Genomic DNA, 23860 nt, shown 5'->3' with positions numbered 1-23860 from the left:
AAAATGAAATGTTATCTGATAACATTTTGCCGTCTGATCAATCACTCATGCGCGCGCCTCTCACCGGGCGCGCTTGCGTCTGGGCCGGCCATTTTGCCTGGCCGGTGAGTGCACAGCGGGTTACGCGCAAGCAAGCGACACCGGCCATGCAGGCCTCGCGTGCACCCCGATCGGACAATCCACGCACCGTTTACCCCTAGATGCTTCAGCCTGGCGCACACCGCATAAATCGCTGTTTGCCTTGAGAAAACAGCAGGCAACGGGCTTGTGCCGCGGCAAATCGGAACAAAGCACAGAACGGCCTGCGCTGTAATGCCAGCCAGTGGTAGGTGCGCATCGTCTCCCCGGGAAGTTCAACGCCATCAGAGCGGGGGCGGCGATTCGTTGAATGAGAGCACAAAGGAGCGCAACACGATGCGAATGAGTACGGCAAATACCTTGATAGGGCTGGGCGCGCTGATGCTGGCCAGCGGTACCCAGGCTCACCAGATCTGGTACGAACACACGCCGGGGCAGCCCCTGACGCTGTATTACGGCGAGTACGACAAGAACATGCTGGAAGTGACCCCCGGTGGCCTCGATCGCTTCCGCCAGCTCAAGGGCTGGTCGGCGGCGAATCCGCTGCCGGCCCCGGCATTGGGTCTGAGCCTGGGCCTGCAACGCCAGTCGTTCAGCGTTGACCATCAGCCCAAGGCCGATGAAAGCCTGCTGGCGCAGGACTCGCAGTATCCGCTCTTCGACCTGCATGAAGGCGGCAAGACCCTCAAGACTCATTGGACGCCCGCCACCCGCTGGGTCGGCGACCTGCGCGCGCGCCAGCCGGAACTGGCGCTGGACATCGTCCCCACCGGCGTGGCCGCCGCGGGCAAGGCGCAGTTCCAGGTGTTCTATGAACTCAAGCCGCTGGCCGCCCAGGAAGTGATCCTGGAAACCGGCTCCGGCGAGGTCTTCACCCAGACCAGCGACCAGGACGGCAAGGTCAGCTTCGCGCTGCCGTGGCAGGGCACCTATGTGGTGGCCGCCGAATACAAGGACCGCACCCCGGGCACTCGCCAGGGCCCGGACAGCCAGGCCGAGGCCTACGACCTCAAGAGCTTCAGTTCCACGCTGTCGTTCCACCAGCCACAGGGCAAGCCGCCGTTGCCACGGGCGCCTGCAACGCTGCCGGCCTCGGAAGTCGCGCGCTTGAAAAAGCAATCCTGACCCGCTGCCCCGACCCCTGTGCCGTGTCGGCGACAGAGGGTTGCCCAGGCTTAACGACCTTCAACATGAGTGACTGATATGACTCTTTCTACTGGATTGGCAGGGCAGGCGGGCGTTGCGTCCCCTGCGCTGGCGGGCAGCGTGGCCAAGGCCAATACGCGGATGCTGGCGATCGATGCCCTGCGCGGCTTCGTCATGCTGTGCATGCTGGTGGACCACGTGCGCGAGACCTTCCTCCTGCATCGCCAGGTCACCGACCCGATCGACGCCCTGAGCGTGACCCCGGACCTGTATTTCACCCGCCTGCTCAGTGAGATCTGCGCGCCGGTGTTCATCTTCCTCACCGGCCTGTCGGCCTGGCTCTACAGCCAGAAACACAGCCTCGGGGAAACCTCGGTGTTTCTGCTCAAGCGCGGCCTGTTCCTGGTGTTCCTCGAACTGACCTTCGTGTGTTTTGCCTGGAACGCCGAGTTCCCGCCCAAGACCCTGTGGCTGCAGGTGATCTGGTGCATTGGTATCTGCATGATCGTGCTGGCCGGCTTGCTGCACTTCAAACGCGGCTGGCTGATCGTGCTGGGGGTGGCCATAGTCGCCGGGCACAACCTGCTGGATGACGTGGTGGTGGGCCCCGAGTCGCCGTTCTTCGTGCCCTGGTCGATCCTGCACCAGCGGGTGTTCATCGACATCACCGAGTTCACCCGGGCCCGCACCACGTACCCGGTGCTGCCGTGGATCGGCGTGATCCTGCTGGGCTGGGCCATCGGCCCGTGGTTCGGCAAGGACATGCAACCGGCGGCGCGGATTTCGCGGTTGCTCAAGGTCGGCGTCGGCCTGCTGGTGGCGTTCGTGTTCATTCGCTACCTGAACGTCTACGGCGAGAAGCCCTGGGTCCAGACCGGCGATGCGCTGCGCACCTTCATGAGCTTCATGAGCGCCAAGAAATACCCGCCGTCGCTGATGTTCCTGATGCCGACCCTGGGCCTGGGGCTGATCCTCCTGGCGTACTTCGAGAAGGTCCAGGAACGCTGGTCGACCGCGCAACTGGCGATCTACGGCGGCGCGCCGATGTTCTTCTACCTGCTGCACCTGTACGTGCTCAAGGCCATGTACCTGGTGGCCGTGGCCATCTGGGGCGCCAACCAGGGCACTTACTACGGCTTCGACAACCTGTCCGGGGTCTGGCTGTGGAGCCTGATCCTCGGCGTGCTGCTGTTCTTCCCGACGCGCTGGTTCGCAGGCCTCAAGCAGCGTCGCCGCGATATCGCGATCCTCAAATACCTTTGAGTTGGGGTCCCGGTGGTGCGCCCGTACAGCGGCGCACTGCCTGATATCGCCCGCCATTTATCGATTTTCGGGAGTTCGACAGTGAAGACCTTGACCCGACACACCCTGCTGTTGGCATTGGGAGGCCAGAGCCTGCTCGCGCTGGCCGCGGAGCAGGACAATGCCAAGGGTTTTATCGAAGACAGCCAGTGGAGCCTGTTCAACCGCAGCCTCTACGACCGTCGCGACTATGAGCACGGTTCCTTGAGCAACGGCGCGCGCAATGCCTACAAACCCCGCGCCGAACGCAGCGACCTGGCGCAGGAGTGGGCTTACGGCCTGATGGCCGACTACAGCTCCGGTTTCACCCAGGGCACGCTCGGCTTCGGCCTGGATGCCCACGTCTATTCCGGCTGGAAACTCGACAGCGGCGGTGGCCGGGCCGGCAAGGCGCGGCTGCTGGGGGTGGACAACGACGGCCATCCCAAGGATGAATTCAGCCGTGGCGGCGCGGTGGCCAAGCTGCGTTTTTCCTCCACCGAACTGCGCTACGGCGAGCAGCGGGTCAAGACCCCGGTGTTCGGTTCCTCCGACAGCCGTCTGCTGCCCGAGACCGCCACCGGCTGGTTCCTCACCAGCCGCGAACTGAGCCATACCACGCTGTACGGCGGCCACTTCAACGAAAGCACCGACCGTAACGCCAGCAGCCACGACCAGGGTTTCGTGGTCAATTATTCCAACGGCAAGCAGGGCGACAGCTTCGACCTGATCGGCGTGCGCAACACCTCGATCAAGGGCCTCAACGCCAGCCTGTTCAGCGCCTTGTACGAAGACACCTGGCGCCAGCAGTACCTTGGCGCGCTCTACAACCTGCCGCTGAGCCAGGGCCAGGACCTGACGTTCGATTTCAACCTGTACCGCACCCAGGACACCGGCAAGGCCCTGTCCGGGCGCATCGACAACACCACCTGGAGCCTGATGTCGACCTACAGGAGCGGCACCCACAGCTTTGGCCTGGGCTACCAGAAGGTCGACGGCGACACGCCTTACGACTACGTCACCCGCGGCGCGATCCTGCTCAGTAACGCGGTGGCCCTGTCGGACTTCAATGCCCCCGAAGAAGCCTCCTGGCAGGCCCGCTACGACCTCAACATGGCCGGCTACCAGGTTCCCGGCCTGACTTTCAGCGCCCTGTATGTGCGTGGCAGCGGCATCGACGGCAGCCACATGGACCCGCGCGGCGGCTACGCCTGGCTGGGCTACGGCGAAGGCGGCAAGCACTGGGAGCGCGACCTGCAGGCCAAGTACGTGGTGCAGTCCGGGCCGGCGAAAAACCTCGCCGTCACCCTGCGCCACGCCGTGCACCGTGGCAACAAGGCCCAGGCCGAACTGGATGCCGACCAGCTGCGGCTGGCGATCGAGTATCCGTTGGGCGGCAGGTTCTAGGGCCAGGCAAGGCCTGTCAGTGACCAGCCCCTCCCGGTGGAGGGGTTTTTATGGCCGGGCGCCGTTAATGCTGCTATGCCTTGGATAGCCCTTCAGGCTTTACCGCAGCAGTTGTCATGACACGGACGTAGGGTGACACCGGTCCTCGCCTGGCCGACTGGCCGCGCGGGAACCTCACTTGACGACTCTCGAGGGAACCAGGTCGTGGACAACACAAGGATCAAGGCGCGCCAGCTGATTGTTTGCATCGACGGCACCAACAACCGTTTCAGTGACGAGCCGACCAACGTGGTCCGGCTGTTTCGCTCGCTGCCCAAGGACAGCGAAACGCTGCTGGCCTATTACGACCAGGGCGTGGGCACCTTCGGGCTCAGCGAAACCCTGTTCGAATGGCAGAAGGTGCCGTCGCGCATCGCCGGGCTGATGTTCGGCTGGGGTATCAAGCGCAACGTGCTCAATGCCTATCGCTTCCTGATGGAGAACTACAGGGACGGCGACCAGATTTTCCTTTTCGGTTTCTCCCGCGGCTCCTACGCGGTGCGGGTGCTGGCGGCGCTGCTGTATACCATCGGCCTGTTGCCGGCCCATCAGGCCCAGTTGATGGACTTTGCCTGGTCACTGCTGACCACTCGCCAGCGATCCGCTGATAATTCCAAACCGAATCGCCAACGGGCCATGAGTTACACCTGGTGGCGCATGAGCGCGGATAAAAAGCCGGACTTCGACTTGATGGAGGCGTTCAAGGGCAGCTTTGCCCGGAAGGTGAGCATTCACTTTCTCGGGCTGTTCGACACCGTGAGTTCGGTGGGCTGGGTGTATGACCCGCTGATCGTTCCCTACACCCGCAGGAACGAGGACGTGAAGATCATCCGCCATGCGGTGTCCCTGGACGAACGCCGCAGCTTTTTCCGGCAGAACCTCTGGGCAGAAGGCAAGGGGGTGAACCTGAAACAGGTCTGGTTCGCCGGCGTGCATTCGGATGTGGGCGGCGGTTACCCGGTCGGCGAGTCGCAGCTGGCGCTGATTGCCTTGCGCTGGATGATCGGCGAGTGCCTGGAGGCCGGGTTGAGCATCGATGCCGAAGCCTGTCGCGCCGAACTCTATCCAGCATCCTCGGTGCTACGGGATCCGCTGGCCCAGGCCCACAATTCCCTGACCCGCAACTGGCTGATCGCCGAGTGGGTGCCACGCCTGGTCTGGAACCCGAAGACCCACAAGCGAACCCTTGAGTACGGTTCGATGCCGCCGTTCGGCAAAGCCCGGTCGCGGGAGATTCCCACCCCTGAAAACGGACAGAAAATCCGGGTCCATGCCTCAGTGGCCGCTCGGCTGAAGGGGCCGCTGAACAGCGACCAGCCGTGGGGCAGCCAACTGAGCTACCAGCCGCAAAACCTGCCGGACATCGATTCCGAGTCGATCGAGCAGGTGGGCGACTCGCCGAGGCTGGATGAGTACAACCTCTAAGGCTGCCAACCCACTCACTGCCGATGCCGGCGCAGCAGCTCGATCTGCTGCGCCGGTACCTGCTGGCGCAGGGCTTTGTACAGGGCGCGGGTTTCCAGCAGGTTCCAGATCCGCAGCAGGGTTTCCAGGGCGTCCAGCGGCTTGCTGATGAAGTCGCGGGCGCCCAGGGCCAGGGCCCGCAGGCGGGTGTCGCGGGTGGCGTCGGCGGTCAGCACCAGGATCGGCAGGTAGTCGTCGGCCGGGATCCGCCGGTTGAGCTGTTCGAGCACGGCGAAGCCATCGAACTCGGGCATGTGCAGGTCGAGGATCACCAGGTCCGGCTCGAAGCTGTTGAACAGGTCCAGGGTGCGCAGTGGCTGGGTGCTGCTCAGCACGTTGTGCAGGCCTTCGCGGGCCAGCAACTGCTCCATCAGGTCGAGGTTGGGGCGCTGGTCGTCGATGATCAGGATGCGCAAATCGTGGTTCATGCGGGCTCCGGTAGATGTTGCTCAAGGTGGGCGAGAAACGCCGGGATATGAATGGGCTTGGTCAGGATCGCCGTGGCCCCGGCCTGCAACAGGGCGCGGTGGGTCAGGGCGCTGGCGTCGGCGGTGATCATCAGCACCGGGGTACTGGCGGTGGTCGGCGATTCCCGCAGCCGGCGCAGCACCTCCAGGCCTTCCAGGTCAGGCAGGCTGACGTCCAGCAGGATCAGCTGCGGTGCATGCTGGCGCGCCAGGTCCAGGCCCATCTGGCCCTGCATGCTCGACAGCAGGCGAATGCCGGGGCGGCGTTGCAGCAGGGTTTCGATCAGCGCCAGGCTCGACAGGTTGTCTTCGATGCACAGCACCTGGCCACGGTATTCCACAGTCTCGACCCGGGCCGGCAGCACCGACACCGGTTGCTCCAGCGCCTGCTGCTCCAGGGCCAGATGCGCGCCGGCCGCGGCCACCTGGACAAAGGGCATCTGCAAGGTAAAGCAGCAGCCCTGGCCCGGCGAACTGTGCACCCGCAGGCTGCCGTCCATCATCTCCAGCAGGCTCTTGCTCAGGGCCAGGCCCAGGCCGGTGCCTTCCACCCGCGGGTCGGCACCCAGGCGCTCGAAGGGCCGGAACAACTGGTCCAGGCGCTCCAGGGGAATGCCGGCGCCGGTGTCGCTGACCGCCACCTCGACCCGGGTGCCCAGGACCTTGACCGCGATCCGCACCTGGCCCTGGGGCCGGTTGTACTTGATGGCGTTGGACAGCAGGTTGAGCAGCACCTGGATCAGCCGCTGGCGGTCGGCGATCACCCCGCTGCGTTCATTCAGCGCGGGCAGGGCGGCCAACTGGATGCCGGCGTCGGTGGCCATCGGCGAAACCAGGGTCAGGGCCTCGTGCAGCACCGAGGCCAGGGCGATCGGCTCGACATTTAGCGGCAGGTGCCCGGCCTCGATGCGGGCGATGTCCAGCACCTCGTTGATCAGGGTCAGCAGGTGCTGGCCGGCGCGCAGGATATGCCCGACCTGGGGCCGCTGGCCGCTGGGCGAGTCCATGTCCAGCAACTGGGCGAAACCGAGGATGGCGTTGAGCGGGGTGCGCAGTTCGTGGCTCATGCGCGAGAGGAATTCGCTCTTGGCCCGGCTGGCGCTTTCGGCTTCTTCGCGGGCGGTGCGCAAGGCGATTTCCGCGGCGCGACGGTCGGTGATATCGCGAGTGATCTTGGAAAATCCGCGCAGCGCGCCACTGGCAGCGTACTGCGCGGTGATCACCACGCTGGCCCAGAAGCGGCTGCCGTCCTTGCGGCAGCGCCAGGCTTCTTCCATGTAGTGACCGTCGCGGGTGGCCTCGCGCAGGGCCATGTCCGGGTGCGCCGGGCATTCTTCCGCCAGGTAGAACAGCGAGAAATGCCGGCCGAGGATTTCCTGTTCGCTGTAGCCCTTGATCCGCTCGGCGCCGGCGTTCCAGGTGGTGACCCGGCCCTGGGTGTCGAGGGCGAAGATCCCGTAGTCCTTGACCCCATCAATGATCAGCCGCAGGCGTTCCTCGTTGTCGCGCAGGGCCCGCTCGCGTTCGGCCAGCAGTTGCCCAGCCTCCACCAGGCGGGTGCCGAGCTGGCCGATTTCGTCCTGCTCCGGGGCTTGCGGCCGCAACGGTTGACCGAGGGCCAGGCGCTGGGCGTTGCCTTGCACCTGCTGCACCCGGGCGACTATGCCCTTGGACAGGAACAGCACCGCGACAATAGCCCCGAACAGGCCGCAGACCGCCGCCAGCAGCGTGGCCAGCAGCAGGCGCATGCGGGTCGCCGAGGCCGCCGCGCTGCGTTCGGCGAGCAAGCCGTCCTCGCGGATGCGCATGGCGCTGATCTGCTCACGCAGCACGTCCAGCACCTGTTTGTTCTCGATCAGGATCGCCGTGATGCTGGCGCTGTCGTCGGGCCGGCCGTTGCGCAGGGCCACCAGGCCGTCGAGCTTGTTGCCGATCAGCGGGGTGATGGCCTTGAGGTGGTCGCGCATGCGCGCGTCGCGAATGTTGCTGTCCAGCCGTTGCAGCGCGGCCTGGATCAGCGGCTGGGCGCGTTCGTAGCTGGGCAGGAAGTCCTCGCGGCGGGTCAGCAGGTAGCCGCGCACGCTGGCCGCCGCTTCGGCCAGCAGGGTATGCACGGTCTGGATATCGCCCTGGACCAGCAGCACCCGGCGCACGTCTTCCTCGGCGCGGGCGGTCTGGCGTTCGGTGATATAGATCAGCACCAGCGACAGCAGGAGGATCACCAGCGGCAGGGAAATCACCACCAGGGCCTTGCTGCGCAGGGGCAGGTCGAGCCAGTGCCGGCTGGCCAGCAGCCTCATGGCCAGTCTCCCGCGGGCTGCGCCACCAGCCCCAGGGCGATGCCGCGCACCGCGGCCTGGGTGCGGTCCGCCGCGCCGAGCTTGCCGATCACCCGTTCCACATGGGCCTTGGCGGTGCCGGTGGTGATGCCGAGTTTTTCGCCGATCTCGCGGTTGCTGAAGCCGCCGGCCACCAGCCCCAGCACCTGGCGCTCGCGGGCGGTCAGGGCGGCAGCCTGGGTGCCGCTGCCGGCGTTGCGTTCGGCCATGCGCCGCAGCAGCCGGGCGCTGACCGTACTGTTGAGGGCTTCCTCGCCCTGGGCCACCCGCTGCAGGGCGCCGAGCACTTCGCTGCGGCTGGCGTCCTTGAGCAGGTAGCCGACCGCGCCGGCGGCAATCGCCGCTTCCAGGTGATCGGGGCTGTCGTCCATGGTGAAGATCACCACCTTGATCGCCGGTTGCCGCTGTTGCAGCAGGCGCGCGGCGCCCAGGCCGTTGAGCAGCGGCATGCGGATGTCGAGGATGGCGATGTCCGGTTGCAGGCGTTCGCACAGGTCGAGGGCTTCCTGGCCATCGCGGGCCTGGCCGACCACCTCGAACTGCGGGTGGCCGGCGAGCAGAGCGACAAAACCGGTGCGGGTGACTTCGTGATCGTCCGCCAGCACCAGGCGCAGGGCAGGGCTCATGGGTGTTCTCCAACTGTGGGCAGCGGCACCCGGGCTTGCAGGCGGGTGCCATTGCCGGGGGCGCTGTGCCAGGACAGCTCGCCGCCCAGCAGGTTGGCGCGCTCTTGCATCGCCGCCAGCCCCAGGTGTTGGCCGCCGCAGCTGGACAGCGGAGTGTCCAGGGCGAAGCCGACGCCGTTGTCTGCCAGCGCCAGCCTGGCTTGGCCGTCCACCAGTTGCAGGCTCAACTCCGCACGGCTGGCCCGGGCATGCTTGAGGATGTTGTTGATGCCTTCCTGGGCGATGCGAAACAGGGCGATCTCGCTGGCGCCCGACAGGCGCGCGCTGGACTGTTGCTGCCAGTGCACCTCGATGCCGGCGTCGCGCAGGCGGTCGGCTTCCTTGTCGATGGCCTTGTACAGGCCAAAGTCGTCCAGCACGTTGGGGCGCAGGCCGCCGATCAGTTGCCGGCCCTCGCCGACGCAGCCCTGGGCCAGGGTCAGGATGGTCTGCAACTCGTTGTGCAGCTCCTCGGCCAATGTCGGGCAGCGCCCGGCAAAACCCTGCAGACGCTGGTGCAGCCCGGCCAGGGTTTGCGCCAGACCGTCGTGCAGGTCGTAGGCCACGCGCTTGCGTTCGTCTTCCTGGGCGCTGAACAGGCGGTGCACCAGTTCCGACATGGTTCTTTCCCGGGCTTGCAGGGCTTCCAGCAAACGCTGGTTTTCCAGATGCGCGGCCAGCAGGGTGGCCAGCAGTTGCAGGGATTCCAGGTCCTCGCTGTCGGGCGCGGCCAGGGCCACGCTGTTGGCCAGCAGCAGGGCGCCGAAGGCCTGGCCGTCGGCGCCGGGCAGGGGAATGCGCAGCACCTGGGGCAGGGCGGCATCGCTCTGCGGCAGCCATTCGGGGTGCAGGGTCGCAGACTTGGCCAAGGGGTGCAGGGCGGCCAGGCGTTCGCTGCTGCCATGCTGGGCGGTGGCCCGGGGCGGCTGGGCGGCGTGCCACTCCAGCAGCAGGCCGTGGTCCATCGCCATAAAGGCGCAGGCCCGTTGCAGGGCGCGCTGGCGCATGGCCGCGGGCGGCAGTTGGGTCAGTTCCTGGCCGGTGTCCACCAGCAGGCGCAGGCGCGCCGCGCGGCTTTGCGACTGGCGATACTGGCTGCGAATGGCCAGGGCGCTGCCGGGGTCGTGGGTCGGGCTTTGCATGAAAAACAGGCTCCAGCGTGAAGGGCGTGCGCTCGCGAGCAGGCATTAGACCCGCTTGCCGGCCGTGGGCCTATCTGCCGAATGGCATAGGCCACAGGCACCGGTTGGCCGATGGCGAGGCTGCGCCGGGTGGGCAAAGTGGGCGCATTGAAACCCACTGGAGCCTTCCGATGAAACTGCCAACTACCGCCATTGCCCTGTTGCTGGCCCTGACCGCGCCCCTGGCCCAGGCCCTGGACGCCACGCCTTATGTGTACCGTACCGTCGCCGCGCAGCCGCAGAGCCAGGGCGACCGGGAGATCGCCGGCCTGTTCGATCGCTGGAACGCGGCCCTGCAAACCGGCAGCGCAAAAAACGTAACCAGTCTTTACGCCGCCGACGCGATCCTCCAGCCGACCGTGTCGAACCAGGTGCGCACCACCCCGGCGCAGATCCAGGACTACTTCGAGCATTTCCTCGCGGGCAAGCCGGTGGGCCAGATCAACTTCCGGGAAATCCGCCACCTGGGCCCGGACGCGGCCATGGACAGCGGCGTCTACACCTTCACCCTGCACGAGGCCGGTGGCGCGACCCGCCAGGTGCAGGCGCGCTACACCTTCCTCTACGAGCGCATCGACGGCCAGTGGAAGATCCTCAACCACCACTCTTCGGCCATGCCCCAGGCGCAGCCGCAATTGCAGGCCAGCCATCGCTGAACAGCCACCTGCCGCGCCCTGTAAAAACGCCGGGCCCAGTGCCCGGCGTTTTTGTCTGTGGCTTCAGCCTTCCTGGCGATAACGCCCCGGGGTCATGCCGAACCAGCGGCGGCAGGCCTTGTGAAAGCTGCTCTGGTCACGAAAGCCGAGCAGGGCGCCGATGTACTTGACGCTGCGCGCCGAGTTGCGCAGGAAACTGTGGGCCAGCATCAACCGTGCCTCGTCGAGCAGGGCCGAGAAGTGCATGTCTTCGTTGTCCAGGCGCCGTTGCAGGCTGCGGCTGCTGACTCCCACCAGCTGCGCGATGTGCCGCAGGTCGCTGGGTCCGCCCTGGGCCAGGCGTTCGGACAATACCCGCCGCACCCGCGCGGTCATCGAGCCGTCGAGCAGCAGCTTGAGGCGGGTCCGTGCGTATTCCATGTGCAGCACATCCAGCGCCGGGTCGGCGCTGGGCAGGGCGGTCGCGCAATCGCGCGGGCTGAAGCTCAGGCTGTTGTAGGGCGCGTCGAACTGCAGGTTGGGGCCCAGCAGACGCTCCAGGGCGCGGGTGTCCGGCGGTCGCGGGTAGGTGAAGCTCGCCGCCAGCGGTCGAGGCTTGTGGCCGGGCAGCAGCCAGTGCACCAGGCCCAGGGTCTGTGCGACGCCGGCATCGATAAACGCCCGCGGCACCAGGCCGGGTTCGAGGGCGATGTCGAAGCCGATCAGGGTGACGGCCTGGGGGCTGCGCTCCAGGCACAGGTAAAAGCCGTTGCTGACCAGCGAGTGATAGTCCACCAGGCGTTGCAGCGCGGTGTCCAGGGTGGCGCCGGACATCAGCGCATAGCCGAGCACTTCCAGGTTGGCCGGGTGGGCCTTGGTGTACGCCAGCAGGCCGAGGTCCGGGTTGCCGCAGAGATGCACGGCGTCTTGCAGCAACTCGTAGACCAGCTCCAGCCTGACGCCCGTGGGGTTTTCATGGACCTCCTGGTGGCTGCTGCCGTGGCGCTTGAGCAAGGCCTCGACCTTGACGCCGGCATCGGTCAGGACATCGGCAAGCACCCGGAAACTGGTGCCGGTCATTCTGTGCATAGTACTTCCTGGACTGGTGGCTAATTGATGTCATTGGCGCTGGCGCATGATCGCAATAAACCCTGGGCCACAGTCGAGAAAGGGCGGTGCGGTGTTTCCGAGGACAAACGAAAGGTATCCGGGAACACTTTCGAGTCGCTCGGGCAGGGGGGATCATAAGTGGCAATGAGCCATTATCTCGTCGGGCGCGCCGACGCATCCTGGCCAAGCCCACCCGGCGCGCTGTCGCCGCTTCGACTACGGATCTGTCATGCAAAGCGTCAAAGACTTTTATCGGGAACTGGCGCAGGGGCGACTGGCGCTGGCCTTCCAGCCGGTGGTGTGGCTGCCCGACGCCAGCCGGGTGCTATACCAGGAAGGCTTGCTGCGCCATGTCGAGCAGCCCGGCAATGGCGTCTACCCCTTCGCCATGCTCGAGCGCCATCAGGTGATGCGCGAGCTGGACCGCAGCGTGGTGGGGTGCGTGATCGAGCGCCTGCTGGAGGACGAGCACCTGCGCCTGGGCTGCAATATCTCGGCGCAGAGCGCGATCATCGATCCGTTCTGGTCCGCCACTCTCGCGCAATTGCGCGCCGCCCCTTCGGTGGCCGCGCGGCTGGTGATCGAAATCACCGAAAGCGCCACGCCGCCGAGCACCGAGGCGGCCATCGAGTTTGTCCTGTGCCTGCGCGAGCTGGGCTGCCGGGTGGCGGTGGACGACTTCGGCGCCGGCCTGGGTACCCTGGAATTCATCCGCCAGACCCGCCCCGACATGGTCAAGATCGACCAGGGTTACCTGCAACGCGCCCGCAGCGAACCCAACAGCGTGCAGACCCTGAAACACCTGGTGCAGCTGTGCAAGACCCTGGCGCCCTGCGTGATCATCGAAGGCATCGAGAGCGAAGCCGACCGCGCCCTGGCCACGGCCTGCGGTGGCGAGTGGGGGCAGGGCTACCTGTTCGGCCGGCCACGACTCGACCGGCTGGGCGCGCCGTGCCGGTTGCGTGGGGTGGCGGCCGAGCCTGTGGTGGCGGGCTGAGGGGTGGCGGTTTGCCGATGCTTGTCAGGGATGACAGCGGCGTATTTGCAATCGCCATCGCCGGCAAGTCGGATCGCCGCCCGCTGGCTCCTACAGAATCATGGGGATCATAGTTTCGCGTCTGGCGCGCGCTTCTGTAGGAGCCTGGCTTGCCAGCGATAGCGGCGGACCATTCACCCATGCCGCCAGCGACCGGCCACGGCTTCAGTAATAAACGCCCTTGGCGTCATAGGGCAGCAGCACTGTATCAACCGCCGCGTCCACCGGCAGGCTCACCACCGCCACCAGTGGGCAGACGATGCTCATCCAGCAGTAGATCGTGGCGTAGCCGTCGTAGCCGCGGGCGCCGCGCATGGTCAGCAGCTGGATATTCTGCTGGGTGCCTTTGTAGAAGTCGTAGGAAATGTACTGATTGCTGGCACGGGCCATCAGGGTGCCGCAGCCCGAGAGGGCGAGTGTCCCAAGCAGGACGAGAGCAGTGAGCGCTTTGATGATGCCATTCCTTAGCAAGCCGATTTGCGGCGCGCATCTTCGCACCGCTCGAGGCTTCAGGCCAGCCTGGGGGGCAATGATCGCAGCGAGCTGCCAGGGATGACGACGGCGCATTTGCAACCGCCATCGCCGGCAAGTCGGATCGCCGCCCGCTGGCTCCTACAGGTTTGTGGGACGCCCGGTAGTCCGCATCTGGAACCCGCTTCTGTAGGAGCGAAGCTTGCTCGCGATAGCGGTGGTCCATTCGCTTGCGTAGTTACTGTCTTAGCCCAGCACCTCACGCAACCGATGCCACAGCATGCCCAGCGCCAGCAGCGGCGCGCGCAGGGCCGGGCCGCCGGGGAAGGTCATGTGCGGCACTGCGCTGAAGATGTCCAGGCCCTGGCTGTGACCGGCGTGGATGGCTTCGGCCAGCAGGCGCGCGGTCCAGTGGGTGACGTTGACCCCATGCCCGGAGTAGCCCTGGGCGTAATACACGTTGGGGTACTGGCGCAGGCGCCCGACCTGGGGGAAGCGGTTGGCGGTGATGCCGATCTTGCCGCCCCATTGGTAGTCGATGCGCACGTCCGCCAGCTGCGGGAACGCCTTGAGCAGCTTCGGTCGCATGTAGGCGCCAATGTCCGCCGGGTCGCGCCCGGAGTAATGGCAGGCGCCGCCGAACAGCAGGCGCCGGTCCGCCGAGAGCCGGTAGTAGTCGAGGCCGACCTTCTGGTCGCACAGCGCCAGGTTCTGCGGGATCAGCTCGGCAGCCAGGGCCGGCGCCAGGGGCTCGGTGGCGATGATGTAGCTGCCCGCCGGCAGCACCTTGCCGCTCAGCCGTGGCTCCAGGTCATCCAGGTGGGCGTTGCAGGCCAGCACCAGGCTGCCGGCGCGCACCGTGCCGCTGGCGCAACGCACCTGCACGCGGTCGCCGTGGATCAGCTCCAGCACCGGGCTCTGCTCGAAGATCCGCACCCCCAGCGACCGGGCCAGGGCGGCTTCGCCGAGCACCAGGTTGAGCGGGTGCAGGTGCCCGGAACCCATGTCCACCAGACCCCCGGCATACCGCGACGAAGCCACCACCTGGGCCATGTCCTGTGGGGCCACCAGGCGGGTTTCATGCACGTAGCCGAGCGCTGCCAGGTGCTCCTGCTCGGCCCGGAACGCGGCGAACTGGGCCGGGGTGTTGGCCAGCTCGCAGAAGCCCCAGCGCAGGTCGCAGTCGATGCCGTGTTCGCGCACGCGCTGGCCGACCAGCGCCACCGAGTCGATGCCGGCCTGTTCCAGGTAGCGCACGCCCTCGACGCCGACGTAGCGGGCGAAGCCGCTGACGTCGTGGCCGATGCCGCGGATCAGTTGCCCGCCGTTGCGTCCGCTGGCGCCCCAGCCGATGCGCCGGGCTTCCAGGAGAATCACCGACAGGCCGCGTTGCGCCAGTTCGATGGCGGTATTGACCCCGGTGAAACCGCCGCCGATCACGCAGACATCGGCGTTCAGGTCCGCGCTCAGGGGCGGGTAGTCCGGCAGCGCGTTGGCCGAGGCGGCGTAATAGGAACGGGTGTGTTGCGCGTGGCTGTGCTGGTTCATTTGTTGGACTTCACTTTGCTCCAGGCGCGGGTCATCAGGCGCATGGTCTGCGGGCTCTGGGTGCTGGAGATATACAGCTTGTCGAGCACCGCCTGGGGTGGGTAGACCTCGGGGTTGTTCACCAGCTCAGGGTCCATGAATTGCTGGGACGCCGGATTGGGGTTGGCGTAGCCAACGTAGGCGCTGACCTTGGCGATCACGTGCGGGTCCAGCAGGTCGTTGATGAAGGCATGGGCCTCCTTGGGGTTGCTGGCGTCCGCCGGGATCGCCAACAGGTCGAACCACAGGTTGCTGCCTTCCTTGGGAATCGAATAGGCGATCTTCACCCCGTTCTTGGCTTCCTTGGCGCGGTTGGCGGCCTGGAACACGTCGCCGGAATAACCGAAGGCCAGGCAGATATTGCCGTTGGCCAGGTCCGAGACGTACTTGGAGGAGTGGAAATAGGTGATGTAGGGACGGATCGCCAACAGCTTGGCCTCGGCTTTCTTGTAGTCCTCGGGGTTCTCGCTGCGCGGGTCCAGGCCCAGGTAGTTGAGCATCGCCGGGAACACTTCGTCCGGCGAGTCCATCATCGACACGCCGCACTGGCTGAGCTTCTTCAGGTTCTCTGGCTCGAAGAACACCGCCCAGGAATCGATATGGTCGACCCCCAGCACCTGCTTGACCTTGTCGAGGTTGTAGCCGATGCCGTTGGTGCCCCACAGGTAAGGCACCGAGTATTGGTTGCCGGGGTCGTTCTGTTCCAGCAGGGTCAGCAGTTTCGGGTCGAGGTTCTTCCAGTTCGGCAACTGCGCGCGGTCCAGCTTGAGAAAGGCCCCGGCCTTGACCTGCCGCGCCAGGAAGTGGTTGGACGGCACCACCACGTCATAGCCGGTGCGGCCGGCCAGCAGCTTGCCCTCCAGGGTTTCGTTGGAGTCGAAGACGTCGTAGATCACCCGGGTCCCGGTTTTTGCCTGGAAGTCGGCGAGGGTGGTCTCGCCGATGTAGTCGGTCCAGTTGTACACGCTGACTTTCGATTCAGCCTGGGCCGTGGCGCCAAACAGCACTGTCAGGGCCAGCGGAACCACTGATTTCCATAGACGCATAGCGATACCCCTTTTTGCGGTTGTTATTGTGTTTGCCAAATTCATGAAGCCGCCTGTGGCCCTGTAGCCGCTGCCGAGCGACAGCGACCACAACGGTGAGCGTGGCAACGCGCCAAGCCGCGCAGCCTCAGACGCTGAGCAACAGGAACTCGCGCTCCCAGGAACTGATCACACGCTTGAAGTTCTCGTGTTCGGCGCGTTTCACCGCCACGTAGCCGCGCACGAACTTGCTGCCCAGGTAACGTTCGATGGTCGGGCACTCTTCCATGCGGGTCAGGGCGTCTTCGATGGTGATCGGCAGGCGCAGGTTGCGCCGCTCGTAGGCCCGGCCTTCCACTGCGGCGCTCGGTTCGATGCCCTCGACCATGCCCAGGTAGCCGCACAGCAGGCTGGCGGCAATGGCCAGGTAGGGGTTGGCGTCAGCGCCGGGCAGGCGGTTTTCCACGCGCATGGCTTCCGGGCTGGAGGTCGGTACGCGCAGGCCGACGGTGCGGTTCTCTTCGCCCCATTCGACGTTGACCGGCGCCGAGGTGTCCGGCAGGAAGCGGCGGAACGAATTGACGTTCGGCGCGAACATCGGCAGCACCTGGGGGATGTACTTTTGCAGGCCGCCGATGTGGTGGCGGAACAGCTCGCTCATGCGGCCCTCGGCGTCGGCGAAGATCGGCTTGCCGGTGGCGCTGTCGACCACGCTCTGGTGCAGGTGCATGGCGCTGCCGGGCTCGTCGGCCACCGGCTTGGCCATGAAGGTGGCGGTGACGTTGTGCTTGAGCGCGGCCTCGCGCAGGGTGCGCTTGAACACGGTGATCTGGTCGGCCAGGTCGAGGGCGTCGCCATGGCGGAAGTTGATTTCCATCTGCGCCGGGCCGTCCTCGTGGATCAGCGTGTCGAGGTCCAGGCCCTGGGCTTCGCACCAGTCGTAGACGTCCTCGAACAGCGGATCGAATTCGTTGGCGGCGTCGATGGAGAACGACTGACGCCCGCTTTCGGCCCGGCCGGAGCGGCCCAGCGGCGCCTTCAATGGCAGGTCCGGGTCTTCGCAGCGCTGGGTCAGGTAGAACTCCATCTCCGGCGCGACGATCGGCTGCCAGCCCTTGTCGGCGTACAGCTGCAGAACTTTTTTCAGCACGTTGCGCGGCGACAGTTCGATGGGGTTGCCGAGCTTGTCGAAGGTGTCGTGGATGACGATGGCGGTCGGTTCGATGGCCCAGGGCACCAGGTAAATGCCCGAAGCGTCGGGGCGGCAGATCATGTCGATGTCCGCCGGGTCCAGCAGGTCGTAGTAGATATCGTCGTCGACGAAGTCCCCGGTTACCGTTTGCAACAGCACACTTTCCGGCAGGCGCATGCCTCGCTCATGCAGGAACTTGTTGGTGGGCGCTATCTTGCCGCGGGCGATACCGGTCAGGTCGCTGACCACGCATTCCACTTCGGTAATCTTGTGTTCTTTCAGCCAGGCAGACAGCTGATCGAAAGGGGCATTCATAAAGACCTCGTAAATGATTGTCGGTGACGCGCCCAGTCGCTTCCCCTGTGGCGCGTTGACGACTATCTTGGGCAAGCCTTGCGGTTCCATCTATCCACTTTAAGCAGCACCAAAGCGCACCAAAAGAGTGCGCAAGGTTCCTTTATGACAGCGTCGACAGCTCTCCAGGTCCAGGCCTTCAACACCTTCGATGTGGCCGATCAGATCCGTGCCACCCCGGGTTGGGTGCAGCATTACCAGCAGATGTCGCCCGGGCATTTCGCCGGGCAGGTGCGTTATCTGGACCTGCAAGGGGTGCAGATCTACGAGGAGTGCATGAACACCCGGGTCGAGCAGAATTTCAGCGCGCCCGAGGACTCCCTGGCGTTCTGTTTCGATCGCAGCGACAACGCCCTGTACCTGCTCAACGGCGAGAGCCGCAATATCTGGATCACCCCGGAGAACTACCAGGAAATCGCCGTGGTGTTCGGCCCGGAATTCGTTCGCGGCCATGGCCTCGACGCGCAGCGCCTCGACGGCCTGTTCCTGGCGCCGCTCAACTGCGGGCAGAACGCCTTGTTCAGCCGCTGGCTCAGCACGACCCTGACCCGCCTGTCGCAGACCCTCGACCCACCCAGCCGCGAAGCCCTGACCCAGCAGTTGCTCGACGACTGCCTGTTTATCCTCGACAACGCCTGTGTGCGCCTGGACGGCGGCGGCCTGCGCCGGCGCGCCGAGGAACGGGCGATCATGCAGCGGGTGGCCCAGTGGGCGGCGGACGGCCCGGAAGACAGCCTCAACCTGCTGGAATTGTCGCAGGTGGCCGGGGTTTCCCTGCGCCAGCTGCAAGGCGCGTTCAGGGCCTTCGCCGGCATGGCGCCAACCCAGTGGCTGCGCCTGCGCCGGCTGAACAGCGCGCACCGCGAACTGCTCAGGCGCGGCCCGGACGAAACCACCGTGGCCGAGGTGGCCATGCGCTGGTCGTTCTGGCACCTCGGACGGTTTTCCAGCAGCTACCGGGCGCTGTTCAAGGAGCTGCCGAGCGAGACCCTGCGCCGCGGCCAGCGTTGAGGCCTTCCTGACTGCAGGCTCGCAGGGCCATCGTCATTTCGCGTCATGCGGGGGGATGCCTGTCTGCCGAAGGGCGGCGGTGGCCATTGCGGCTCGGCCGCGGCGGCTTGGGCTGGTCATCCTCGTGCGCGACGCCCGTAGGGTGTTCGCGCAGGTAGCGCCACAGCGCCTGGGCGATGGTATTGCCGTTGAGCCCATTGCCGAAGACCTCCTGGCCGATGCTCAGGCCGAGCTTGCGATAGCTTTCGAACTGGGCTTCGTCGAAGAACTGGTCGGCGGTGGGCTGGTTGGGGAAGGACTTGTTGAGCAGCGCGTAGTTCTGGACGTCCGGCGATACCGACGCGATCAGCCGCGGCTTGAGCACCAGGATGCGGCTGATCAGGGTGCCCGGCTCAAGGCAGGAGTAGACGTCGAGCAGCAGGGCGCAGCGGCGGTCCGCCTCTGACGGCGCGGTCTTGAAATGCGCCATGCGCCCGAACACGCTGCCCAGCACCTCGTCCTCGGTGATTTGCCTGTCTTCCCTGATCTCCAGGCCGTGGTCGATGCGCGCCAGGCGGATGAAATTGCTCAGGTCGTCGAACTGGTAATCGGGATCGCAGCCACAGTCGCACATCACGATAAGTTCGACCTGGCGCTCCTGGCGCAGCAGTTCGTAGGCCGCCGTGTTCTCGAAGTGGCCGCCGTCGGAGAGGTACTGATAGGCGCGCCGATGGCCATGGAAGTGGGCGGTCAACTCGTAGAACAGGTAGGTCTGGGTCGGCAGCCAGCGCGACATTTTCGCGCCAAAGGTCTCCTTGGTTTCCTGTTGTTTCGCGTCGACGAAGCGGCTGGGCCACCAGTTGCCCAGGCGTACGTTGGCCAGGCCCAGCAGCAACGACATGCCGAGGCTGGTGGCGCGCCCCAGGCCGGTGGTGAAGGCCGCGCCGGAGATGCCTATCCATTGGCCGATGGTCAGCGGGTAGGCGATTTCCGAAGCGGGGATGTTGTCCAGGTCGCGCTGATAGACCTTGCCATCGAGGATAAAGGTCCCTTCACCCTTGACACTGCCTGGCGCCAGGCACAGCGGCTTGCCCTTGCGATCGCGCTGCACCAGTTGTTCGGCGGGGTCGACCGTGAGGTTCATGGTCACGTTGATCAGGTGCAGCGGGCCGGCGCTGGGCGTGCCGTAGTAGTGCTCGACGCTGATGTCGTCGTTGCTCAGCGGCTCGGCCACGCTCATGTGCTTGCGTCGTTGCTCGGGCGTGCCATCGAAGCGCTTGCCGTTGGTGGCGCCCATGTAGGCGCGGATCAGGCGGGCGCTGTAGTAGGCCTGCAAGGACGAGGTGTTGAGGAAACCGACGAAGCGGCTGCTGACCCAGGTCAGGGCCGCCGCGACGCCCGCCAGCAGGGCCAGCCGCAGCATATGGCCGTCTTCCAGCAGATTGAAGCTGCCATCGGCGGTGACCCACACCACGAACAACATCCACACCAGGCAGACCGCCGCCAGCAACAGCATGCCGCCCAGCAGGCTCATGACCTCCAGGGGCAGCAGGCGCAGCCAGTCCGGCAGGATCTTCTCGTCCCGCGACAGCGCCAGGCGGCGCACCAGCCAGATCAGCACCGGGAGAACGCCGATGGTGCCCTGGGTCAGGGTCTGCAGGTGCAGGTAGATGGTTTCGGACAGCGACACCAGGAACGCGGCGAACAGCACCGCGCCGAGGGTCATGATGATCTGCGACAGCACCCGGGTGACCTCGACCCGGTAGTTGCGCACGGTAAAGATCCCGTCTTCGTCGTTGGCCTTGCGGGTCCGGTACTTCAGGCGCCAGACCAGCAGCCAGGCGTAGAGGATGCCCAGCAGCGCGATGACGGCGAACCCGAAGAACAGATAGCGTACGTTCGGCCTGTCGTCCGACTGATGCAGCAGCGCCCAGATGCCGACGAAGACCAGCGCCATCACCGTGCAGGCCGCGATCGCCAGATTGCTCAGGGCCGGAGGGTTGCTCAGGCTGTTTTTCGGCAGCACCAGCCAGTAGGCCAGGCAGCTGGGCAGCAAACCGAGGACAAACACCGCGCCGGGCAGCAGGTACAGATTGGGCAGGTACTTCACCTGTAACAGCATCAGCAACGACAGCAGCAGGACGATCGGCATGCCGATGACGAAGTGCAGCGACAGCCAGTTGCGCCAGGTGATCGCCAGGGCGTAAAGCGCGTCCCCCGAGCCGGTCGGGGTCAGGTAGCGGCCGTTCTCCCGGAGCCAGGCAGTGGGGCCCTTGCCGATGTCTTTGTCGCTGGAATAGTCGATGCCGGTGCTGATGCGTCCCGGCGGCTCGTAGCGCAGGACCTCATAGGCGTTGACCGCCGCGGTCCTGGCCGCTTGCTGGGCAGGCGACAGGTGCGAGGTTTCGGCGCGCTCCTGGGCCTGCTCCCGGCGCAGGCGATTGGGGATGAACAGGCTGGAGAAGAAACTGCCGATATAACCACCGCCGCTGACCGTGGAGAGGTAGTCGAAACGCGGCAGCAGGGTGGTGGTGAGGTTGTCTTGTGGTGTTCTCGACTTTCGTGGGTTGGCCTGTTCCGGCGCATTGGCCCGGGCCATCGCCTGCAGCACCCCCAGGCAAAAGGTGGCGCTGCGGATGCCACCGCCGGACAACGCCAGCCCCCAGGTCTTGAGGGGTTGGCCGTCCGGCGCGGGAAGGTATTTGAGACCCAATGCGGTACGGCGGTTCTCGATACGCTTCCTTTCCCCCTCGTAGTGCTGGGTCGGGTCCATGATTGCTCCTTGCAAACTGAAGTAGTGGCATTGTGCAAATAGGATTAAAGCAGAACGCCGTCACATTTTTCCGAATACAAGGAGCAACTCGGGATGAAGTTCACGAAATATTCTTTATTTAGAAATGTAATTAAAAATCATCGGTTTAGAGAGTTAATACAGCTTTATCAGGATCAATGAATGCCTTGACCCCGGCCTGCAACCGCCGTGTAACTTGCTTGTTACTTGAGGTCACTACTTTGCGTGGGTCGCTATTTCCCGCCCTGTAACTTCAAGGAATTCAACCGCGTATGCCTATTCTCACTCGCAGGAAGCTCATGCAGGCCGCCGCCATCGGATCGGCCTTTACCTTACTGCCAGACTCCATCCGCCAGGCCCTGGCGATCCCCGCCAACAACCGCACCGGCACCATCCGCGATGTCGAGCACGTGGTGATCCTGATGCAGGAAAACCGCTCCTTCGACCACTACTTCGGCACCTTGCCCGGGGTGCGCGGTTTCAGCGACCGCTTCACCATTCCGCTGCCCGGCAAGCGTTCGGTGTGGGAGCAGCAGGGCGTCGGGCGAGTGGTGCTGCCGTATCACCTGGACAGCTCGCGGGGCAACGCGCAGCGGGTCAACGGCACGCCGCATTCGTGGATCGACGAGCACGCGGCCTGGGGCAGCGGGCGCATGAGCGCCTGGCCGACCTTCAAGACCAACACCTCCATGGGCTACTACCGCGAGCAGGAGCTGCCGTTCCAGTTCGCCCTGGCCAACACCTTCACCCTGTGCGATGCCTACCACTGTTCGGTGCACGCCGGGACCAACCCCAACCGCCTGTTCCACTGGACCGGCACCAACGGCCCGACCGGCGCCAACGTGGCGGCGGTGGTCAACGAATGGGACGGCCCGGGTGCGGTGGACGTCGGCTACACCTGGAAAACCTACCCCGAGCGCCTGGAAGAGCGGGGCGTCAGCTGGAAGATCTACCAGTACCTGCCGGACAACTTCGGCGACAACCCCCTGGCCGGTTTCCGCCAGTACCGCCGCGCCAGCGTGGCGGCCGGCAACCCGGCGCAGCCGCCGGAAGACTTCACCGCCTTCGTGCCTTACAGCGATGCGCTGAATGCCCGGGTGCCGCTGTACAAGGGCAATGGCAACACCTTGCCGGCCCGCAGCGGCAGCGACCTGGAGGGCATGATCGCGGGGTTCCGCAACGACGTGCAGCAGGGCAAGCTGCCCAAGGTCAGCTGGATCGTCGCGCCGGCCACCTATTCCGAGCATCCGGGGCCGTCGAGCCCGGTGCAGGGGGGCTGGTTCACCCAGGAAATCCTCAAGGCGCTGACCGACAACCCCGAGGTCTGGAGCAAGACCGTGCTGCTGGTCAACTACGACGAGAACGACGGTTTCTTCGACCATGTGCCGTCGCCCTCGGCGCCTTCACGACGCCTGGACGGCAGCTTCGCCGGCAAATCCACGGTGGATTTCGACAGTGAGGTGTTCACCCACCCGGCGCCACCGGGGACCACCCAGCAACCGCGTCCGGACGGTGGCATCTACGGCCCCGGCCCACGGGTGCCGATGCTGGTGCTGTCGCCCTGGAGCCGTGGTGGCTGGGTCAACTCCCAGGCGTTCGACCACACCTCGGTCCTGCAATTTCTCGAGAAGCGCTTCGGCGTGCGCGAGCCGAACATCAGCGCCTGGCGCCGCGCGGTGTGCGGCGACCTGACCTCGGCCTTCAACTTCGTCAATCCCAACAGCGAGATCCTCCCGCCGCTGCACACCACCACCCGCCAGGCCGCGGACCTGCTGCGCCAGCGCCAGGAACAACTGGCCCAGGTGCCGCTGCCGGACGCCAGCCGCCAGCAATTGCCGCAGCAGCAGCGCGTGGCCCGGCCGTCGCGGGCCTTGCCGTATCGGCTGAATGTCGAGGCCAAGGCCAAGCGCAAGGCATTGAGCCTGACCCTGAGCCTGGAGAACAGTGGCGAGCAGGGCGCGGTGTTCCATGTCTACGATCGCCTGCACCTGCTGGACGTTCCCCGTCGTTATACGGTGGAGGCAGGCAAGCAGCTCAAGGACAGCTGGCAGACCGCCGGGCACTACAAGCTGTGGCTGCTGGGGCCTAACGGTTTCCACCGCAGCTTCCACGGCAACCTGCTGCTGCGTCAGCCCGAGGTGTCGACGTTCAGCCGCGGCAACAACCTGCAGCTGACCTTGAGCAACCCGAGCAAGGAGCCGGTGTCGATCACCATCGACCGTTGCCCCTACACCCATCAGGGGCCGTGGCGTTTCGATGTGCCAGGGCGCAGCGAGATCCACCAGATGTTCGCCTGCCAGGCCAGCGGCGGCTGGTACGACCTGACCCTGCGCGCCGAGGGCGGCTGGCTGCGGCGCCTGGCCGGGCGCCTGGAAACCGGGGCCCACAGCATCAGCGACCCGTTGATGGGCGTGTAAGCCGCGTACCCGTGCCCGGCCCGCAAGGGGCCGGGCACCGTTTCAGCTCCCCGCCAGGCCAGGCGCCTGGAACGCTGCATGCCCCTGGGACCATGGTTCCAGAGCACCCGCCGATTTTCCCCGTCAGATGAAAACTACAAGCGAATCACACGAAAGGACTTGGTTTGCCTTATGAATATTAATTA

18 protein-coding genes are annotated in these 23860 nt (G+C 65.6%); 8 read left to right on the top strand and 10 right to left on the bottom strand.

Going from position 1 to position 23860, the window contains the following annotated elements:
• Nucleotides 1–420: 420 nt before the first annotated feature.
• The 4 genes from C4K38_RS16300 to C4K38_RS16285 all read left to right on the top strand — a co-directional run bounded on the left by C4K38_RS16300 (nt 421) and on the right by C4K38_RS16285 (nt 5376).
• Nucleotides 421–1203 (top strand): DUF4198 domain-containing protein, encoded by a 783-nt coding sequence (locus tag C4K38_RS16300; protein WP_231998533.1) that lies wholly within the window; start codon nt 421–423, stop codon nt 1201–1203.
• A 78-nt stretch (nt 1204–1281) separates the two neighbouring features.
• Nucleotides 1282–2487, top strand: coding sequence for an acetyltransferase domain-containing protein (locus tag C4K38_RS16295; protein WP_038578859.1), 1206 nt, complete (start codon nt 1282–1284; stop codon nt 2485–2487).
• A gap of 81 nt (nt 2488–2568) precedes the next feature.
• On the top strand, nt 2569–3912 hold the full coding sequence (locus C4K38_RS16290) for an OprD family porin (RefSeq protein ID WP_053279282.1): 1344 nt from the start codon (nt 2569–2571) through the stop codon (nt 3910–3912).
• Between the two features lie 204 nt (nt 3913–4116).
• On the top strand, nt 4117–5376 hold the full coding sequence (locus C4K38_RS16285) for a T6SS phospholipase effector Tle1-like catalytic domain-containing protein (protein ID WP_053279281.1): 1260 nt from the start codon (nt 4117–4119) through the stop codon (nt 5374–5376).
• A gap of 14 nt (nt 5377–5390) precedes the next feature.
• Here C4K38_RS16285 and C4K38_RS16280 read toward each other — a convergent pair whose 3' ends face one another.
• The 4 genes from C4K38_RS16280 to C4K38_RS16265 are packed head-to-tail and all read right to left on the bottom strand — an operon-like array spanning nt 5391 to nt 10028.
• A complete protein-coding gene (locus C4K38_RS16280; RefSeq protein ID WP_009049159.1) occupies nt 5391–5843 on the bottom strand; it encodes a response regulator in 453 nt (150 codons plus the stop codon).
• Nucleotides 5840–8182, bottom strand: coding sequence for an ATP-binding protein (locus C4K38_RS16275; RefSeq protein ID WP_053279280.1), 2343 nt, complete (start codon nt 8180–8182; stop codon nt 5840–5842). The genes C4K38_RS16280 and C4K38_RS16275 overlap by 4 nt, the downstream gene beginning before the upstream one ends.
• Nucleotides 8179–8847: a response regulator gene (locus tag C4K38_RS16270; RefSeq protein WP_053279279.1), complete on the bottom strand. Its 669-nt coding sequence runs from the start codon at nt 8845–8847 to the stop codon at nt 8179–8181. The genes C4K38_RS16275 and C4K38_RS16270 overlap by 4 nt, the downstream gene beginning before the upstream one ends.
• Nucleotides 8844–10028 carry a sensor histidine kinase gene (locus tag C4K38_RS16265; protein WP_053279278.1) on the bottom strand — a complete coding sequence of 395 codons (1185 nt, stop codon included), beginning with the start codon at nt 10026–10028 and terminating at the stop codon, nt 8844–8846. The genes C4K38_RS16270 and C4K38_RS16265 overlap by 4 nt, the downstream gene beginning before the upstream one ends.
• A 170-nt stretch (nt 10029–10198) precedes the next feature.
• Here C4K38_RS16265 and C4K38_RS16260 point away from each other — a divergent pair, with 170 nt between their 5' ends.
• Entirely contained in the window at nt 10199–10723 is a 525-nt protein-coding gene (locus C4K38_RS16260; RefSeq protein WP_053279277.1) for an SgcJ/EcaC family oxidoreductase, read from the top strand.
• Between the two features lie 63 nt (nt 10724–10786).
• Here C4K38_RS16260 and C4K38_RS16255 read toward each other — a convergent pair whose 3' ends face one another.
• Nucleotides 10787–11791, bottom strand: coding sequence for an AraC family transcriptional regulator (locus C4K38_RS16255; protein WP_053279276.1), 1005 nt, complete (start codon nt 11789–11791; stop codon nt 10787–10789).
• A gap of 250 nt (nt 11792–12041) precedes the next feature.
• Here C4K38_RS16255 and C4K38_RS16250 point away from each other — a divergent pair, with 250 nt between their 5' ends.
• Complete coding sequence (locus C4K38_RS16250) at nt 12042–12809, top strand: EAL domain-containing protein (protein ID WP_053279275.1); 768 nt, start codon at nt 12042–12044, stop codon at nt 12807–12809.
• 204 nt (nt 12810–13013) lie between these two features.
• On the opposite strand, the gene C4K38_RS16245 is transcribed toward C4K38_RS16250, so the two are convergent.
• From C4K38_RS16245 to C4K38_RS16230, 4 genes are all read right to left on the bottom strand, one after another.
• Nucleotides 13014–13319 carry a YceK/YidQ family lipoprotein gene (locus C4K38_RS16245; protein WP_053279613.1) on the bottom strand — a complete coding sequence of 102 codons (306 nt, stop codon included), beginning with the start codon at nt 13317–13319 and terminating at the stop codon, nt 13014–13016.
• A gap of 246 nt (nt 13320–13565) precedes the next feature.
• Nucleotides 13566–14867, bottom strand: coding sequence for an NAD(P)/FAD-dependent oxidoreductase (locus C4K38_RS16240; RefSeq protein ID WP_053279274.1), 1302 nt, complete (start codon nt 14865–14867; stop codon nt 13566–13568).
• The gene (locus C4K38_RS16235; protein ID WP_053279273.1) at nt 14864–15952 is read right to left on the bottom strand and encodes a polyamine ABC transporter substrate-binding protein; all 1089 of its coding nucleotides are present in this window, start codon (nt 15950–15952) and stop codon (nt 14864–14866) included. The genes C4K38_RS16240 and C4K38_RS16235 overlap by 4 nt, the downstream gene beginning before the upstream one ends.
• 127 nt (nt 15953–16079) lie before the next feature.
• Complete coding sequence (locus tag C4K38_RS16230; protein WP_053279272.1) at nt 16080–17438, bottom strand: glutamine synthetase family protein; 1359 nt, start codon at nt 17436–17438, stop codon at nt 16080–16082.
• 144 nt (nt 17439–17582) lie between these two features.
• Here C4K38_RS16230 and C4K38_RS16225 point away from each other — a divergent pair, with 144 nt between their 5' ends.
• Nucleotides 17583–18488 (top strand): helix-turn-helix domain-containing protein, encoded by a 906-nt coding sequence (locus C4K38_RS16225; protein ID WP_053279271.1) that lies wholly within the window; start codon nt 17583–17585, stop codon nt 18486–18488.
• Between the two features lie 43 nt (nt 18489–18531).
• Here the strand turns inward: C4K38_RS16225 and C4K38_RS16220 are convergent, their stop codons facing one another.
• Nucleotides 18532–21240 (bottom strand): patatin-like phospholipase domain-containing protein, encoded by a 2709-nt coding sequence (locus tag C4K38_RS16220; RefSeq protein ID WP_053279270.1) that lies wholly within the window; start codon nt 21238–21240, stop codon nt 18532–18534.
• A 290-nt stretch (nt 21241–21530) separates the two neighbouring features.
• Between C4K38_RS16220 and C4K38_RS16215 the strand changes: the two genes are divergently transcribed.
• Complete coding sequence (locus C4K38_RS16215) at nt 21531–23675, top strand: phosphocholine-specific phospholipase C (RefSeq protein WP_053279269.1); 2145 nt, start codon at nt 21531–21533, stop codon at nt 23673–23675.
• The last annotated feature ends 185 nt before the right edge of the window (nt 23676–23860 follow it).

The organism is Pseudomonas chlororaphis subsp. piscium, assembly GCF_003850345.1.
GTDB classification, from domain to species: domain Bacteria; phylum Pseudomonadota; class Gammaproteobacteria; order Pseudomonadales; family Pseudomonadaceae; genus Aquipseudomonas; species Aquipseudomonas piscium.
The sequence above is the reverse complement of the archived record's forward strand: the minus strand, read 5'-3'. Positions and strand labels throughout refer to the sequence as shown.